The organism is Streptomyces litmocidini (genome assembly GCF_014649755.1).
In the GTDB taxonomy this organism is placed as follows: Bacteria; Actinomycetota; Actinomycetes; order Streptomycetales; family Streptomycetaceae; genus Streptomyces; species Streptomyces litmocidini.
This window is the reverse complement of record NZ_BMTQ01000009.1, coordinates 224,392-240,987: the sequence shown is the minus strand read 5'-3', so window position 1 is coordinate 240,987 and position 16,596 is coordinate 224,392. Positions and strand designations below refer to the sequence as shown.

At 72.3% G+C, this 16,596-nt stretch carries 14 protein-coding genes and 1 pseudogene; 6 read left to right on the top strand and 9 right to left on the bottom strand.

What is annotated here, in order from left to right; all coding sequences use genetic code 11:
* Positions 1-101: 101 nt before the first annotated feature.
* Genes IE180_RS21025 through arsL form a run of 4 tightly spaced genes read right to left on the bottom strand, consistent with a single transcriptional unit; the run spans position 102 to position 4,593 of the window.
* Positions 102-890 (bottom strand): methyltransferase domain-containing protein, encoded by a 789-nt coding sequence (locus tag IE180_RS21025; protein WP_190158457.1) that lies wholly within the window; start codon positions 888-890, stop codon positions 102-104.
* 18 nt (positions 891-908) lie between these two features.
* Entirely contained in the window at positions 909-2,015 is a 1,107-nt protein-coding gene (locus IE180_RS21020) for a GTP-binding protein (RefSeq protein ID WP_190158456.1), read from the bottom strand.
* A 37-nt stretch (positions 2,016-2,052) separates the two neighbouring features.
* Complete coding sequence (locus IE180_RS21015; protein ID WP_190158455.1) at positions 2,053-3,312, bottom strand: GNAT family N-acetyltransferase; 1,260 nt, start codon at positions 3,310-3,312, stop codon at positions 2,053-2,055.
* A 30-nt stretch (positions 3,313-3,342) separates the two neighbouring features.
* Positions 3,343-4,593 carry an arsinothricin biosynthesis radical SAM protein ArsL gene (gene arsL, locus IE180_RS21010; protein WP_190158454.1) on the bottom strand — a complete coding sequence of 417 codons (1,251 nt, stop codon included), beginning with the start codon at positions 4,591-4,593 and terminating at the stop codon, positions 3,343-3,345.
* An 848-nt stretch (positions 4,594-5,441) separates the two neighbouring features.
* Between arsL and IE180_RS21005 the strand changes: the two genes are divergently transcribed.
* From IE180_RS21005 to IE180_RS20995, 3 genes are read left to right on the top strand one after another with little or no spacing between them, the layout of a single operon-like run.
* Positions 5,442-6,362, top strand: a complete 921-nt coding sequence (locus IE180_RS21005) for a phosphate ABC transporter substrate-binding protein (protein ID WP_190158453.1) — start codon at positions 5,442-5,444, stop codon at positions 6,360-6,362.
* A gap of 2 nt (positions 6,363-6,364) precedes the next feature.
* Complete coding sequence (gene pstC, locus IE180_RS21000; protein WP_190158452.1) at positions 6,365-8,197, top strand: phosphate ABC transporter permease subunit PstC; 1,833 nt, start codon at positions 6,365-6,367, stop codon at positions 8,195-8,197.
* On the top strand, positions 8,185-8,919 hold the full coding sequence (locus IE180_RS20995) for an ATP-binding cassette domain-containing protein (protein ID WP_373302802.1): 735 nt from the start codon (positions 8,185-8,187) through the stop codon (positions 8,917-8,919). Before pstC ends, IE180_RS20995 begins: the two co-directional genes overlap by 13 nt.
* A 248-nt stretch (positions 8,920-9,167) precedes the next feature.
* On the opposite strand, the gene IE180_RS20990 is transcribed toward IE180_RS20995, so the two are convergent.
* Positions 9,168-9,359 (bottom strand): CsbD family protein, encoded by a 192-nt coding sequence (locus tag IE180_RS20990; protein ID WP_190158451.1) that lies wholly within the window; start codon positions 9,357-9,359, stop codon positions 9,168-9,170.
* 662 nt (positions 9,360-10,021) lie between these two features.
* Here IE180_RS20990 and IE180_RS20985 point away from each other — a divergent pair.
* Positions 10,022-10,660 carry an HdeD family acid-resistance protein gene (locus IE180_RS20985; protein WP_190158450.1) on the top strand — a complete coding sequence of 213 codons (639 nt, stop codon included), beginning with the start codon at positions 10,022-10,024 and terminating at the stop codon, positions 10,658-10,660.
* Between the two features lie 42 nt (positions 10,661-10,702).
* Positions 10,703-11,002: an SHOCT domain-containing protein gene (locus IE180_RS20980; RefSeq protein ID WP_190158449.1), complete on the top strand. Its 300-nt coding sequence runs from the start codon at positions 10,703-10,705 to the stop codon at positions 11,000-11,002.
* A 307-nt stretch (positions 11,003-11,309) separates the two neighbouring features.
* Here IE180_RS20980 and IE180_RS20975 read toward each other — a convergent pair whose 3' ends face one another.
* The 3 genes and pseudogenes from IE180_RS20975 to IE180_RS20965 form a co-directional block, all read right to left on the bottom strand.
* Positions 11,310-11,699, bottom strand: a complete 390-nt coding sequence (locus IE180_RS20975) for a VOC family protein (RefSeq protein WP_190158448.1) — start codon at positions 11,697-11,699, stop codon at positions 11,310-11,312.
* 262 nt (positions 11,700-11,961) lie between these two features.
* A pseudogene (locus tag IE180_RS20970) lies at positions 11,962-12,249 on the bottom strand (substrate-binding domain-containing protein); the annotation flags it as partial.
* A gap of 272 nt (positions 12,250-12,521) precedes the next feature.
* The gene (locus tag IE180_RS20965) at positions 12,522-14,492 is read right to left on the bottom strand and encodes a heavy metal translocating P-type ATPase (RefSeq protein WP_190158447.1); all 1,971 of its coding nucleotides are present in this window, start codon (positions 14,490-14,492) and stop codon (positions 12,522-12,524) included.
* A 93-nt stretch (positions 14,493-14,585) separates the two neighbouring features.
* On the opposite strand from IE180_RS20965, the gene IE180_RS20960 reads away from it, so the two are divergent.
* Positions 14,586-14,975 carry an ArsR/SmtB family transcription factor gene (locus IE180_RS20960; RefSeq protein WP_190158446.1) on the top strand — a complete coding sequence of 130 codons (390 nt, stop codon included), beginning with the start codon at positions 14,586-14,588 and terminating at the stop codon, positions 14,973-14,975.
* A 253-nt stretch (positions 14,976-15,228) separates the two neighbouring features.
* Here the strand turns inward: IE180_RS20960 and IE180_RS20955 are convergent, their stop codons facing one another.
* Positions 15,229-16,545 (bottom strand): hypothetical protein, encoded by a 1,317-nt coding sequence (locus tag IE180_RS20955; RefSeq protein ID WP_190158445.1) that lies wholly within the window; start codon positions 16,543-16,545, stop codon positions 15,229-15,231.
* Positions 16,546-16,596: the final 51 nt, after the last annotated feature.

The following is a 16,596-nucleotide window of genomic DNA, read 5'->3' as shown; positions in this document are numbered from 1 at the left end:
GGTCGTCCGCCCACGGTCGCGAGGGGACGCGGGCGGGTGCGACGGTGCGAGCCGTGGCCGGAGCGTTCGGCTCCGGCCACGGCTCGGGTGCGGTGACGTGCTCAGCAGCAGGTGCCGCCGGGCTCGCACTCCTGCGCGCCGGCGGTGCCGTCGACCGGCTTGTGGGCGCGGATGATCGCGGCGTGGAGGCCGTCGGCCGCCTCCTGGGTGAAGACGACCTCCGCGTCCTTCAGACCGACCGCGTCGAGGAGTTCCTTGTACTCGGCGACCGAGAGGGCACCCGCGATGCACTGGCTGTGTCCGCCGCGCTCGGCCCGCTCCTCGGGGCTGAGCCGGTCCTCGGCGACGACGTCGCTGATGCCGAGGCGACCACCGGGGGCGAGGACGCGGGCCATCTCGGCGAAGACGGCGGGCTTGTTCAGGGACAGGTTGATCACGCAGTTGGAGATGATCACGTCGACGGTGTCGGCGGGCAGCGGGATGGACTCGATCGTTCCCTTGAGGAGGACGACGTTGTCGACCTCGGCGTCGGCGACGTTGCGGGCGGCGAGGGCGAGCATCTCCTCCAGGAAGTCCAGGCCGAAGACGCGGCCGTCGGGACCGACGCGCCGGGCACTGAGGATGACGTCCAGGCCGCCTCCGGAGCCGAGGTCCAGGACCGTCTCGCCCTCGCGCAGTTCGGCGACGGCGCTCGGGTTGCCGCAGCCGAGGCTGGCGAGGAGGGCGGCGTCCGGGGCGGTGCCGGGGCCGATCTCGTCGTACGCGGCGGGGCCGAAGGTCTGCGGGTCCGGCGAGCAGCAGGCGCCGCTCGTCTCGGCTTCGGCGGCCTTGGCCCGGTAGTACTCCCGGACCTCTTCCTGCAGGCTGCCGGCGGTGGTGGTGTCGCTCATGACGGTGGTCCTTCTCGGTCAGGCGCCGGCGGGGGCGAGACGGTGCACGGGGCGCGGGTAGGAGGGCTTGAACGACACCGGGGTGGTCGCCGAGGAGGTGACGGCGGTGGCCAGGTCGGCGGCCTCGACGGCCTCGGTGACGGCCGCGTCCAGGGCATCCGGCTCGCAGGCGACCCGGGCGTTGACGACGGCCCGTCCGGTCGGCGCGTGCGCGTCGGCGGCGCGGTCGAGGGTGGGCTGCGCACCGGACTCGGTGAGGCTGAGCTTGGCGAAGTCGCCGTCGGCCGTCTCCACGGTGATCTTGGCGTGGCCGATCACGGCGTCGTGCTCCGCGGCCCAGGCGGACAGCTCCTGGAGGACGGTCCGGGCCCACGCGGTCGCGTCGAAACCCTCTCCGGCGGCGGTGAGGTCGAGTTCCTGGTTCATCCAGGCGAGCTGGGCCTCGGCGGCCGCGTAGCGGTCGTAGTCGATGTCGAGGACGACGTCCTCGTTGGCCGCCGGCGCCTGCCACGCGTCGAGCAGCGTCTCCAGGTGGGCGCCCGTGGTGGCCGAGTAACCGACGACGGTCGCCTTCGGGTTGCTCGTACGGAGCGAGGCGAGCAGCTCCTCGGCCCGGTCCGCCTCGATCGTGTCCAGCTTGTTCACGGCGATGACGTCGGCCTCGGTGACCTGCTGACGGAAGAGGTACGACAGGTCCGACTCCGGCTCGCCCCGCTCGGCGGCACGGGCGAAGGCCAGGTGCCGCAGCGGGTCGACCACGGTGGTCAGGGGGGCGACGACCATGTCGTCGCCGTAGTACTGGCGCAGCGGTCGTACGACGGTGGCCTGGAGGTCCGTGCAGCTGCCGACGGCTTCGGCGATCACGGTGTCGACGCCGTCGGAGGCGACGAGCGCGACGACGGCCTCGACGAGGTCCTCGAACTTGCAGCAGAAACAGCCGCCGGTGACCTCGGCGACGCTGTCGAGCTTGCTGCGCACCAGCTTGGTGTCGACCAGTTCGACGCCCTGGTCGTTGGTGATGACAGCGACCTTGCGGCCCTGCGCCTGGAGCGCGAGCGCGGCGGCGGTCATGGTCGTGGTCTTGCCCGCCCCGAGGAATCCGGTCAGGGGGATGAAGGTGATCATGTGGTCCTTCTCGTCCTTGTCGTGGAGTCGGGTGGGGTCAGCCGCAGCAGCTGTCGCCGGAGCCGCCCAGGAGGGGCAGGTTCGCGGGCTGGGCCGGGGCGGGGGACGCGGCGCCGAACGCGACGCGCCGGCTGCTGCCGAAGGCGTCGAGCCAGGCGCTCGCCCGCGGCCGCAGCGCCGGGTCGGAGAGCAGCATCGAGGTGGTGACCTCGCGCGGGGTGCAGCCGCGCAGGGCCTTCGCCTGGTGGGCTCCGGCGCCGAACTCTACGGTGCGCAGCCCTTCGGCGTAGGCGTCACGGACGGGCGCGTCGAGGACGAGGGCGAAGTAGATGCCGCTGCGCTCGCCGATCGCCGCGTAGTCGAAGCCGGCCCACTTCGGGAAGAGGCGGTGGTTCTTGCGGATGGTGACGCAGGTGGCGACCAGCGCGCCGTCCTTGTAGCCGAGGTAGGCACGGACGTCCGCGCCCTTGTCGATGAGCGCGGAGAGGATGCCGACGATGTGCTCGGGCTCCTCGCCGGCGCCGTTCTTCTCCCGGTTGAGGCAGGTGAGTTCGGCGATGCGGGTGGCGTAGGGGCGGATGTCGGTGCCGTCGACGCGCTTGATCGTCACGCCGGCGGCCTCGGCCCGGCGGACGTCGCCCTTGATGCGCTGGCGCTTCTTCAACGGCAGGGCGGCGAGGTGTCCTTCCCAGTTCGGCGCGTCGAGGCTCATGAAGTCCTCGTAGCCCCAGAAGGTGCTGGACGCTCCGGCTGCGTCGAGCGCGTCGACGAGGGCGTCGTTGCCGCGTCGACCGGGGATCCAGGGGGCGACGATGCAGCGGATGCCGGCCTCGAAGGCGGCGGGCACGAGCTTGTCGACGATCGCCCCCATCAGGGTCGGCGTCCAGAAGTTGTAGGCGACCTCGGTGCGGTAGCCCAGCGGGGAGCCGAGCAGGAGCGTCGGGAAGAAGGGCTCGGTTCCCAGGGCGTCGACCTCGGCGCTGCGCGCGGCGTCGGTCTCGGCACCGCAGCACACCTCTTCGCCGGAGGGCGCCTGCCATCCGAGGTAGGTGCGCGGCTCGTGGTCGACGACCGGCGGGGTGGTGAGGATGTAGCCGGGGAGGAGGGCCAGTTCGCCGCGGGCGCGGTGGGCGAGGGTGTGCCAGGGCTGGACGTCGGGGAGCACCTTCTCCGTGGCCCGCAGCCAGGTGGGGCCGAGGTACGGCCACGAGTCGGTGAGCCCGGCGAGCTCGCCGGTCCAGTCCATGTCCGGGAGGGCCTGGCCGGTGGAGATGACGACGCGGGGTGATCCACCCATGTCAGTGTCCTTTTCTTGTGAGCGGGTGGGTCAGCACTTCACGCAGCAGCGGATCTTGCCGGCGTCTTCGGCGTCGGTGCGGCGCTCCTGCCAGAGCTCCTCGACGCGCTTGTCGGGGTGGGTCCACTCGACCCAGAAACCGCGGTCGACGGTGGCGATGTCCTCCATCCAGGGGGAGGAGAGCAGCGGGGAGCCCTTGAAGAGCAGCAGTCGGGTCTGCAGGGCCGTGGGGTCGGTGACGCGGGCGAGACCCGTCTCGACCAGCCAGTCCTCGAAGCCGAGGAGCTCCTCGTACTCGATCCACGGGGTGAACGGGATGAACGTCGGGTACAGCTCGAAGCCGATCCGCTCGGCCTCGTCGATGGCCTCGCGCATGTGGTCGACGTCGATGTGCTTGTCGAAGATGCGCAGGATGCGGTTGGAGGGGAACTCGAGGGCGCAGGTGACGCGGCGCAGACCGAGCGAGACGAGCTTCTCCAGCTCCTTCGTGTAGTCCAGGACGTGGTCGACGCGCGTCGTGAACTCGAACGTGATCGGGCCGATGGCCTCGACGAGTCGCTCGACGACACCGATGCCGATGGTGCGGGAGTTGAAGAACTCGGCGTCGATGAAGCAGAAGTGCCGGACGCCCTCCTCCGCCAGCTGCAGTGCGTCGGCCAGGACGCTGTCGGCGTCGTAGGCGGCGACGCCGCCGTCGTACGCGCCGTAGACGGAGCAGTAGGTGCACTTGTGGTGGCAGCCGCGGGACGCCTCGATGTTGCCCATCAGGCCGAACGGCGAGTGGTGCGCCGGGTAGTGCACGAGGGAGGGGAACAGGTCCCGGGCGGGCTTGGTGACCGAGATGCGCCGGCGCGGGGGCTTGGGCCGCATTCCCGTGCGGGTCATCAGGGCGGGCACCGCGTCGAGCGCGAGAGTGCCGGCGGCGAGCCGGGCCAGCTCCTCGCTGATGAGTTCCGGCTCCTCCATGATGATGCCGTCGGCGACCTCGAGGAACTCCCGGTGGTTCATCTGCGCGTACTGGCCGAAGGTCACGACCGTGGTGCCGTACGCCTCCGAGACCCTGCGCGCCAGGGCGATTCCCCGTTCGAGGCCCTCGAACTGCTGGACCGAGACGAGCGTGAGGTCGAAGGGGCCTTCCGGAATGGCGTCGGGAAGCAGGTGTGCGTCCCAGCCGACGACGTCGGCGCCGTGGTGCTGCAGGGCGGCAGCCGCACACGCGGACGTCAAGGGCTGGAGTTCCGCTTCGAACGCGGAGGCGACCAGGACACGGGGACTACTCACACTTCCCCCCAGGGAGTGATCAAGGAGCGTGGCGGATCGAGATGGGGCCGGGTCAGAGCCGAGGCCGGTAACGACGCTGTCGACCGACGGCCGGAACCCTGCCAGCGTTGAGCGATGTATGTCAATAGATCGATGAATGACTGAAAGACCGCCCCTGCGGTCCCCGTCGACACAGGGGGTCGATGCCCTGGTTCGCCCTCCTCTGTGACTGGTTGCGAAGAGAGGTCACTTGCTTGAATTCTGTAGTTCACGCAGCTTGAAGCCACCCCCGGCGAAAGCGTCGACCAACGCCCACCAGGACTTCGGAATCCGCGGCCGACCGCAGGCAACGCACCCGCCACCTCGACGCATGACTCGAATTCAATCGCCGACCATCGATGGTTTCGTCCCACCAGATCTCGCCAGAGCGGCTCCGAGGCGGTAGCGTTCGGCCACGGCATCGCGGTCCGCACCCGGGGTCAGCGGGTGAACGGCCACCGACGCCTTGATGCTTCAGGTCCCTCGAAGGGGAGTGGGCCGAGCACCGATCGTTCAGACGCGCGAGCGCCCCACGGCAGCCCCCTACGGTCCTGAGCGAGTTCATCGGACACGCGGGAAGGAACTCAAGGGCATCCGGTCGCAGGCCCTGAGCAGCCATCACCCGCACGTCCGGTGTCCACCGCGCCGCCCTCCCGGAGCACCCGCGGGCCCGCCCGGCGTCCCGCCTCGTCCACGTGGCAGGGGTGCGACCGGCGGTCACGGCCGCACCCCTGCCACGTCCCGATCCCCGACACGCACGCCACACGGGTGGCGATCCGCCACCGGTGTCCCCCGACTCCCGTCCCTTCCCTCACCGCAAAGGCACCGCCATGTCTTTCCTGTCCGCCGAAACCCGCAAGAGAGCAGCGCGCCTCACCGGACGGCGTGTCCGCCGGAGCGCCTCCGTCGCCTCCGCCTCTCTCCTCCTCTCCGCCGCCCTGACCGGTTGCGCCGGCTCCGCGAAGGCCGGCTCGGACGCCGTCCAGGCCAGCGGCTCCACCACCGTCGCTCCGGTGGCCTCCGACGCCGCCGAGGCGCTGAAGGCCAAGGGACTGAACATCACCGTCGCCACTCAGGGCGGCTCCGCCGGCGGAATCTCCCAGCTCGGCACCGGGCAGATCGACATCGCCCTCAGCTCCAAGCCCCTGTCGGAGAAGGACCGGAAGGCCTACCCCGACACGGATTTCGTCCCCACGCAGATCGGCGCGGACGCCGTCGGCGTCATCATCACCAAGGAAGTGGCCGACGGCGGGGTCAAGGGTCTGTCCAAGGCGCAGGTCGCGGGCCTGTTCGAGGGCAGGATCACCAACTGGAAGGAGGTCGGCGGCCCCGACCTCCCGGTCTTCGTGTACGACAAGGAGCCCGGCCGCGGCACCCGTGAGGTGCTCGACAAGTTCATCTACGGCAAGGGCGAGGCGCCGGCCCCGCCCAAGTCCGCGAACTACGCCATCGTGGGCGGCAACCTGGAGACCCGCAACAAGCTGAAGTCCACCCGCGGTTCCATCGCCCCGCTGTCGACCGGCTTCATCGAAGGTCACCCCGACCTGGTCGCCGTGCCCCTGGACGGCGTCGCCCCCACCCTGGCGAACGTGGCCTCCGGCAAGTACCCGATGACCCGCCCGCTGTTCATGATCACCAACGGCAAGCCGAAGGGCGCCGCCAAGCAGTACATCGACTACGTCCTCTCGCCCGAGGGCCAGAAGCTGCTGCCCGAGCACGGTTACCTCACGCGCGAGCAGATGGGCCTCTGACCATGGGTCTCACTCTGGAGCGCCCCACCCAGGCGCCCGGACCCGCCGTGCCGCGGCCCTCCCCCGGGAGCGGCCGCGGCAGCCGGGCGAGATGGGTCTGGGGCTGGGCCTACAGCGGCATCCTGTCCGTGCTGCTCACCCTCACGGTCCTGCTCGGCTACCTGGTCACGGGCATCGCGAGCGGAACCGTCGACTGGACGGCACTGCTCACCTCGTCCACCTGGAGTCCGGGGAACCTCGCCTTCGGCGGCCTGGCCATGATCTACGGATCGGCGGTCGTGTGCGTCCTGGCACTGGTGCTCGCCGTCCCGGTCGGCTGGGCGGCGGCCGTCGCCTTGTCCGAGTACCTGCCGCCCCGCCTCGCCAAGCCGCTGCGCCTGAGCATCGAACTCCTGGCAGCGGTCCCCTCCATCGTCTACGGCCTGATCGGCATCATGGTGATCCGGCCGTTCGTGGCGGACCTCGGTGACGTCCCGGGCGGAGACAGCCTGCTCGCCGCCGGCATCGTCCTCGCCGTGATGATCATGCCGACGATCGTGGCGGTCAGCGTGGACGCGCTGGCCGCCGTGCCCGGCCGGTACCGGGAGGCCGCCTATTCCCTCGGCCTGACCCGCCGCGAGGTCGTCCGGTCGGCCGTCCTGCCCCAGGCTCGTACCGGCATGCGGGCCGGCGTCCTCCTCGGCCTGGCCCGGGCGCTGGGCGAGGCCATCGCGGTCTTCATGGTCATCGGCCGCGCCGACGACCGGCTGCCCGAGTCGCTCGGGGACGTGTTCTCCTTCCTCGTGCGCCCCGGCCAGACGCTCACCACCAAACTGGCCGGCCCCGAGCCGATGCTCGCGGGCACCTCCGGGCCGTACTTCGCGGCCCTGTGCGGGCTGGGCGTCATCCTGCTGGCCCTGGTCGCCGTCGCCACCGTCTGGGGCACCCGCGGCTCCACGGGAAGGGCCGTACGCGCCCCACGTGCCCGACGGTCCTCCGCGTGGCTGCGCACTCCGAAGGACCGGCTCACCACCTTCGCCCGGCTCGGGGCCCTGCTGCTGCCGGGGGCTCTGCTCGTCGGCATGCTCGGCATCCTGCTCGCCCGCGGCGGCGCGGCGCTCAACCCGGTCTTCTGGTTCACGGCCTCCGAAGGCGCGGCGGGGGGCGGCATACGCGACCAGATCCTCGGCACCCTCCTGCTCCTCGCGACCACGGCGCTGATCGCGCTGCCGCTCGGCTACGGGGCGGGCGTCGTGATCGGCACGCGTGCCTCCGCGAAAGCCTCCCGCGTGCTCGAGACCCTGACCGTGGCGGTCGGCGGAACGCCCACCATCCTGCTGGGGCTCGCCGGGTACGTCCTCTTCTGCACGACCATGGGCTGGGGCCGCTCCTGGCTGGCCGGCGCCGTCGTCCTGGTGCCCGTGGTGATCCCGGTGGTCGCCCTCACCACCGCAGGTCGGATCCGGGGCATGCCGGCGGAAATCACCGAGGCCGCGCTCGCACTGGGCCTCACCGGCTCCCAGTACGTCCGCTCCGTGGTCATCCCGTACACCTGGCCGGCCACGCTCACCGGCCTGCTGCTCGGCCTGGCCCGCGCGGCAGGAGAGACGGCCCCCCTGATCTTCACCGCCACGGTGTTCTTCGGGGCACCCGCCCTCCCGACCGGCATCGTCAACGCTCCGGTCCAGGCCCTGCCCACGCACATCTTCACCCTGTCGCAGGACTCGGGCGCTCCCGAGGCGATCGCCCAGGCGTGGGGCAGCGCCCTCGTCCTGGTCCTGATCACCGCGGGCCTGCTCAGCCTGGCGGTCCTCCTGCGCAACCGCTTCGAAGGAGCACGACGATGGACGACATGACGACCGGTTCCTCGACCCTGGACGACACGGTCCACGAAACCGTCATCGCGGTCCGCGACCTGCAGATCTTCGACGGCACGAAGCGCCTGGTCGGACCGGTCACGTTCGAGCTGTCCACCGGATCCACCACCGGTCTGTGCGGTCCGTCCGGCGCCGGCAAGTCCACCGTGCTGCGCGCCCTGGTCGACCTGCTGCCGCACGGGCTCCGCCGACAGGGCGAGGTCCACGTCCTCGGCCGTCCCGTCCGGTACGGCAAGGGCGACGCCGACCTCCGCAGCACGGTCGTCCTGGTGCCGCAGACCCCCGTGGTCTTCGGCGGCAGCATCCTGGACAACGCCCTGTTCGGCCTCCGTCACCTGGTGCGGGCGTCCCGGACGGAGCTGCACGACCGCGTCGAACGGGCACTGCGCGAGGCGGGCCTGTGGAACGAGGTCTCCGACCGGCTGGGCACCCCGGCCCAGACCCTGTCCAACGGCCAGCGCCAACGGCTCTGCCTGGCCCGCGCCCTGGCCCTCGAACCGGCGGCTCTCCTGCTCGACGAGCCGACCAGCGCCCTGGACGAACGGAGCCGCGACACCGTCGAGGAGTCCGTGGCAGCCCTGCGGGGCAACCGGACGGTCCTGCTCGTCTCCCACGACCCCGCACAGGTGGAGCGACTCTGCGACCGGACGGTCCGCATCGACCTGCCGCACGCCTGCGAGCCTTCCGCAGCGGCGGTCTGAGCGCTCGCCCACCCCGCCGGACCCGAGGGACCTGGGCCCGCCCCCGCGACGGAAGCGCGACGGCGGGCCCAGTCGCGGCCAACGAGGTGCGGCGGAGCGACGTCCCGTCCGAAAACCGCTCCGGCAGCACCCGCGAGCCCCATCGAGCCACAGCCGGCGCGGGTCGGTGCTGATCGAGGTCCGAGGTCCTCTCCGTCGGCGACGCCTTCGCAACACCCGTTCGACGGCGCCCGCCGATCCGGAGAACGTCAGGAGCGGTCGTGTCGCAGTGAGTCCCTGATGCCTTCGGCGCGGCGGCGGATGCTCGTCGCCCTGTGCCGGATCCTGGCCTTCACCTCGTCCGTTCTGCCTTCGGCCTCAAGGCGCTCGTGCCCGGTGGCCTTTCCGACGATCACCTTGCACCTCGCCTTGGCCTTGTCCAGGGCGCCATGCCTTCTCATGATGGTCCCTTCGTCGGAGCGGGGTATCAGGGTCCAGGCTAGGTTCGAGCGGGCCGCCGTGCCCGTCGGCGCCCCTTCCGGTCGGAGCGGTGATCGCGGCGGCCGAGACCGTCGTGGCCGTTCCCCCGGGCATCTCGTCGCCGACGGCTCCGGGGCCGCACCCGTGGCGTTCGTCCTCGCCGGCGTGTCCTGGGGTACGCCGTGTTCGTCGTGTCCCCTCCAGGGCGAAACGGCCGATCGCGCGATGCCGGGGCCCTCCGGCGGCTCTTCCACGTCCACGGCTCGCGGCCGCGGTCTTCCGCCCGCGCACAGCGACGACCCGTCCGCCCCTCACGGGGTGAGGCGGCGCACGGACGAAGGGTGCACACTGGTCCTGGAGCACCGCGTGCTCCCCGTTTCCGACCCCCTACGGGAGACATCTCATGTGCTGCGAGAGCCCTTGAGGAGGTAAGGGGAACATCGGCCGGAGCTTTCGCTCCCGGTCGAACCGCGCGGCGACGGCCGGACCGGCGCTCCCGTCCGGACCCCTCGTCGACGAGGCCCATCCGCACGAACCGCCGGCCCCCTCCGGTCACCCGACCCGAGCGTCGTGGACACGTGACGCTGCCGACGGCCGTGAGAAGTCCCGGGACGATCCGCCCGGGCGAGCGGGAGGAGGACACATGTCGACGTCACAGGGCTCCGCGCCCCGTACAGGGCCGGGGGCCGGGGCCGACACGGTCGACCCGGCGGACCAACTGGCACGTCTCGGCCGTTCCTGGGTCTGGCTGCTGAGCGCCGCGATGGCGACGCTCGTCCCGGGCGTCCTGGCGCTCGTCTGGCCGGACGCCACTCTGCACGTCCTGGCCGTGCTCATCGGGGTGTACCTGTTGCTGATCGGTGCCTTCCGGTTCGTGACCGTGTTCGGGCGCGACAGTGACCGCGTGCCCGGCCTGATCGTGGCCGTCCTGTGCGTCCTGGGCGGCGTGCTGTGTCTGAGGAACCCGCTCCAGACGATCGCCGCGCTCTCGCTGATCGTCGGCGCCGTCTGGCTCGTGTCCGGCATCGTCACCCTCTACACCGCCGTCGCCACCAAGGACATGCCCCACCGCGGCATCGTCATGGCGGTCGCGGCCCTGGGCATCGTCGCCGGCATCGTGGTCCTGGCACTGCCGACGGAGTCCGCCCGGGCCCTGACCAGGCTGCTCGGCCTGTGGCTCGTCCTCCTCGGCCTGGCGGAGACGGCCGTCGCCCTGGCGTGGCGGTCTGCCCTGCGCCGGGCGGGCGTCAAGGGCGGCGACGTGTCCCACCCCGCCCTCTGACGGCCGCGCCGCCCGCCCGGCCCCGTGGGCCGCCTCCCCCCCATGGGGCTCCCCTCACCCCGCCCGCACCGATGTGCCCGGCGGCCGTGGAAGCGGCGCAGCAGCGTCGACGAACTGACCAGGCTCTTCGAACTCCGTGCCCGCGGGGACATCACCACCGAGGAGTTCGACAGGGCGAAAGCGCTGATCCTGACCGACGACCGGCCCGCCCCGGGCTCCGGCTCCTCCGTGCCCCCCCGCCCCCGGACCCTGACCGCACCCCGACGACCGAGAAGCGAGGGATCGCCAAGACCGCCACACGGCCGGCAGACACCACGCGGCAGGCCCGGGCCGGAGGACTGACCGCCTTCGCCGCGTAGGGCGACCGCGTCGGGCGGTGCCGGCTTCGTCGGCCCGCCACGGGGCGGCCGGGTCGGACGCCTCCGCACGCCGCGGGATGTGAGCGGGCGTGTACGACGGCTTCACGCACGCGGCCGGGGGCACCGGGGCGCTCTCCTGGAGCAGGAGGCCTCGGCCCACAGGCCCGTGGACGTCTCCCCCCCACCCCCACAGACCGGCTCAGCCCTCACCACCCCGCCCGTGCAGGCAAGGCGCCCAGAACTGAGCCTTCCGCAACACCCTTCAGGGGTGCGGCCCCCGGTCCACGTGGTTACGAGGTCCAGCCGCCGTACGGCACGGTGATGAGTTCCATGGCATGGCCCGCCGGGTCCATGAAGTACACGCCGCGGCCACCGTCGTTGTGGTTGATCGTGCCGGGCTGCTTCCGGTGGGGGTCGGCGTAGTGCTCGATGCCGCGCTGTCCGATCTGCGCGTACGCCGCGTCGAACTCCTCCTCGGAGACCAAGAAGGCGTAGTGCTGGGGGGTGATGCTGTCCGCGGGGACGGTGGCGAAGTCCAGTGTGACGCCGTTGCCCAGGCCGACCGCGATGAACGGGCCCCACTCGGCGGTGATCTCGAGGTTGAGCAGGTTCGCGAAGAATTCCGCGGACTCCCGGTTGTCCCGGGCGTGGACGATCGTGTGGTTCAACTCGACTGACAAGGAATGCCTCCGAAGGCATGTCCCGACACCTCCATGCCTCACCCAGCCGGTGACCGACACGCGATGTCGCCGTACACCATAGTTCTGTCCAGGTCATGAGTCAACGGTGGTTGACGAGGGCCGCGGCTGCACCGGCGAAGGCGAAAAAGTGCTCGGCCCCGCCTTCGCGGCGACGGCCCGAGCGACGGCATCCGGCTCACGCGCCGGCTTTTCGGGCGGGGGATCGGGCGTGGATGTCCACGCTCTCGCCGGTGCGTTCAGATCACGCGGTGCTGCGTGTGACGATCCGCGGGCGGGCGATCTCGGCGGGTCCGGGGGCGAGTTCCTCGCCATGGGGAAGGCGCTCGACGGACGGGGCCACGGCCGCCGCGCCTTCGACCGGGTCCGGGGAGGTCGTGGTGAGGGCCGGTCGCAGGACCGCGCCGAGCGGATGGTCGTCGGTGCCGATCACGGCGATGTCCTCGGGCACGCGAAGGCCGGCGTCGGCGAGCGCCTGGGGGAGGACCGGGGCGAATTCGTCGTTGTACGCGCAGACGGCGTCCGGCCGGGACCGCGGGTCGCGCCAGACGTCGACGGTCGGGGCGAGGGGTCGGCACCCGGGGCCTGGGCACCTTCCGCCTCGCCGTCGGCGACACCACCGTCCACGACGGCGTCCACCGTCCTGCCGGCGCCGATCCCCTGGCCGCCGTCACCCGCTGCCGGCAGGGCGGCGGGGACCGCGTGGCCGAGGGTGGGTGTCGAGACGGTGGCGACGCCGGTGACGAGCAGGGGCCGCCCCCGTCCGGACGGGGGCGGCCTCCCTCCGCTTGCCCGCGCGGCGGCTCATCGCACGGCCGGGTGGGCGCGGCGCCAGGCGCCGTCGGCGAGGAGGCGCAGGCCGTTGAGGCCGACGAGGACGGTGGAGCCCTCGTGTCCGGCGACGCCCAGCGGCAGGGGCAGGGTGCCGGCCAGGTCCCAGACGGCCAGGACGGCGATGAAGGCGCCCGCGACGACGAGGTTCTGGATCACCAGCGAGCGGGCGCGGCGGGAGAGGTTCACCACGGTGGGGAGGGTGGCGAGTTCGTCGCGGACGACGACGGCGTCGGCGGTCTCCAGGGCGAGGTCGGATCCGGCCCGGCCCATGGCGATGCCGGTGTGGGCGGCGGCGAGGGCGGGGGCGTCGTTGACGCCGTCGCCGACGACCAGGACCTTGGCGCCGCCGTTCTGGAGTTCGTGGACGGCGGCGACCTTGTCCTGGGGCAGCAGGCCGGCCCGTACGTCGGTGATGCCGACCTCGGCGGCGAGCCGGGCGGCGGCGCGCGGGTTGTCGCCGGTCACCAGGACCGGTGCGCGGCCGGTCAGTTCGGCCAGGGCCCGGGTGGCCGTTGCGGCCTCGGGGCGGAGCCGGTCGGCGATCCCGAGGACGCCGGCCGGGCGGCCGTCGAGGGTGACCACGACGGCGGTGCGGCCCTCCTCCTCCAGTGCGGCGGCCAGGACGGCGGCCGGGTGGGCGGGGTCGTCGAGGAGGCGGGCGGGGCTGCCGACCGTGACGGTGCGGCCGTCGACCGTCGCGGTGACCCCCGCGCCGGGAGCGGAGGAGAAGTCCGAAACCGTGGGCAGGTCCAGGGCGCGGGCGCGGGCGGCGTCCACGACGGCGCGGGCCAGGGGGTGTTCGCTGGGGTGTTCGGCCCCGGCCGCGAGACGCAGGAGCCCGCTCTCGTCGAGGCCGGAGTTGTCGAGCGGACGCAGGTCGGTCAGGCGCGGGGTGCCCTCGGTGAGGGTGCCGGTCTTGTCGAGCGCCACGGCGTCGATCTGGCCGAGGCGTTCCATGACGACGGCGGACTTCACCAGCACGCCGTGGCGGCCGGCGTTGGCCATCGCGGACAGCAGCGGCGGCATCGTGGCCAGGACGACGGCGCACGGCGAGGCGACGATCATGAAGGTCATCGCGCGCAGCAGCGTGGACCGCAGGTCCGAGCCCATGAGCAGCGGGATCACGAAGATCAGCAGGGTGGCGGCGACCATGCCGAGGCTGTAGCGCTGCTCGACCTTCTCGATGAACAGCTGGGTCGGCGCCTTCGTCTCCGCCGCTTCCTCGACCATCGCCACGATCCTGGCGATCACCGACTCCGACGGGTCGCGCTCGACCTTCACCCGCAGGGCACCGGAGCCGTTCAGGGTTCCGGCGAACACCTCGTCGCCGGGCCGCTTGGCCACGGGCAGCGGCTCACCGGTGATGGTGGCCTGGTCGACCTCGCTCGCCCCGTCGAACACCCGGCCGTCGGCGCCGATGCGCTCCCCGGGCCGTACGAGGACGACGTCGCCCATGGCGAGGGAGCCGGCCGGGACGGTCTCCTCCGTGCCGTCGTCCGCGAGCCGGGTCGCCGTCTCCGGAGCCAGGTCGAGCAGACCGCGCACGGAGTCGGCGGTACGGGCGGTGGCGACGGCCTCCAGGGCGCCGGAGGTGGCGAAGATGACGATCAGCAGCGCGCCGTCCAGGACCTGGCCGATCGCGGCGGCGCCCAGGGCCGCGACCACCATCAGCAGGTCCACGTCCAGGGTCTTTTCCTTGAGGGCCTTCAGCCCCTCCCAGCCCGGCTCCCAGCCTCCGGTCACGTACACGGCCGCGAACAACGGGCCCCACAGCCACGCCGACGCGTCCAGCAGGTGGAGTGGGAGGGCGGCCAGGAACAGCACCAGGGACGCGAGCGCCCAGCGGGCCTCGGGCAGCGCCAGGATCCGGGTGCGCCGCCCCGGCGGGGCGGGGCGCGGTCCGGCGGCGGCCGCCGAAGGCCGGTCCAGGACAGAAGACATGACAAAGCAACCCTTCACGGGCGGATGGGGCGACTCCCTCACCATACAAGAACATCTGAACAGGTCTTCATGTCTCGTTCGTATCATGGTCGCATGGGCCACGGAACGCACGCCAACAGCGCCACCACCCGCGAACGCCTCGACGCGGTCGGCGCGACCGACGTCGCCGCGACCCTCCAGGCCCTCGCCACGCCCTCGCGGCTCTACATCCTGGCGCGCCTCCGCGAAGGGCCCTCGTCGGTCGGCGACCTCGCCGCCGACGTCGACATGGAGCCCTCGGCCTGCTCCCACCAGCTCCGCCTGCTGCGCAACCTCGGCCTGGTGACCGGCGAACGCCACGGCCGCTCGATCATCTACGCGCTGCACGACAACCACGTCGCCGAGCTGCTCGACCAGGCGCTGCACCACGTCGAACACCTGCGCACGGGCGTCCGCGACCTCCCCGTCGAGTTCGCCGCCCCGGCCGCGGCCGAGCAGCGCTGAGCGAAGGGGCGAGGCGGCCGTCCAGGGGGGCGCTCAGGCCGGCGTCGCCGCCCGGGCCACCGCTGCCGGGGCCGCCGCTGCCGGGATGGGGCAGACCGGTGTGGGAGTCCGTGTCCCCGCCGGGCGCCCTCGTCGCCCGTCCTCACCCCCGGGGCCGCGTTCCCCACCCGCCCGGGGGCAGAACCGTCCGGGCGGTGCGGACGTCACCGGTCGAGGCGTGACGGCGCCGGCCGAAGGGAGCCGGAGCTCGCGCCTACGCCTCCACGGGGAGCGCGGGGAACACGACCACCGAGCCGTCCTTGTCGCGGGCGATCTCGATCGACACGTCTGTCGTACGGCTGTCGACCCTGACGCCGTCGCCCAGCGTGCGAATCCGGTGTGCCGTACGCATCAGGCGATCGACTTCACCGGTCGTGAAGACGGGCCGCAAGCCGCTCGGGCGCGCCAGCTCCAACGCCGACAGACGCACCAGGACGCCGGCGATGCCCGACTCCAGTTCGTCGAGGCGCTGCTGGTCGCGCCCGAGCACGCGCACGAAGCTCCCGAACGAGTTGCCGGGGTCGCCCTGCGCGTGCTCGACGGCCTGGAGGACGTTGACCCGCCGCTTCAGCGCGATGGCCAGGGCGGCGAGTTCGAGATGGGCACGGAACACGCCGCCGTGGTCGCCCACGCCCGGGAACGACTCGGTCAGCGTGCCGATCTCGACGGGCTCGCCGTCAGGCAGCTTGTCGAGCGCGTTGCGCCAGCGGGCAAGGCGGTGGTCGGCGTGGCCCAGTGCCGTGTTGATGGCGTGCACGGCCGAGTCCAGGCCCAGCGAGACACCGAGCCTGCCTTGGTCGAGCAGGATGGCGGTGGCCTTGTCGATGGCGTCCCGGCAGCCGTCGAGTTCGCTGCGCTCGTCTTCGAGCTTCTGCTCGTGCAGCTGCTCCAGCAGTTCCGTGATGTGCTCGACGGCCCTCTGGCGCTCGGCGTCGGCATGCGCGCTCACCCCCACCGCCACGGCCATGAGCACGAGCGGTGCGGCCACGGTGAGCGCCGCGCTGCCGCCGACCGCGACACCGGCTGCCGCACCGGCTCCACCGGCCGCGCCCGCCGCGGCCGCCTTGCCGACGGGCACGAACGTCGCGTGGGCGGCGATGCCGGTCGAGTTCACGAGTGCGCCGCGGACGCCACCGGCCACCTCCTTCGACGCCATCGGGCGAACGATGCCCCGGCCGAACTGCGCGGCGACCTTCGCCGGGACCACCATGCGGTAGAGACCCTCGCCGGCGGCGGTCGCCGTGGCCGCCGCGGAGGAACTCCGCGCCGACCGCGTGACGAGCTGTGACAGGTGCTGTGCCAGGGGACTCAGGGCATCGAGCGAGATGCCTCGGCCGCGGTCGAGCCGGTCGGGCAGCGGATGCGCCTCGAGCGTGGCGATCGGCTCGTCGGCGAGGGCGGCCAGCACGCTGCGCAGTTCGGCCAGGCGCTCAGCCGTCATCGGGCCGTCTCCGGTCACCGCGGGCACCCGGACGTCACCGGTTGCCAGCGTCCACACCGGAACGGCCGTCTTCTTGCGGTAGTCGATCATCGTCTCCCCCAGTCTTCCCGCACCAGCCTACGGCCGGCGTCCGACGGGAAC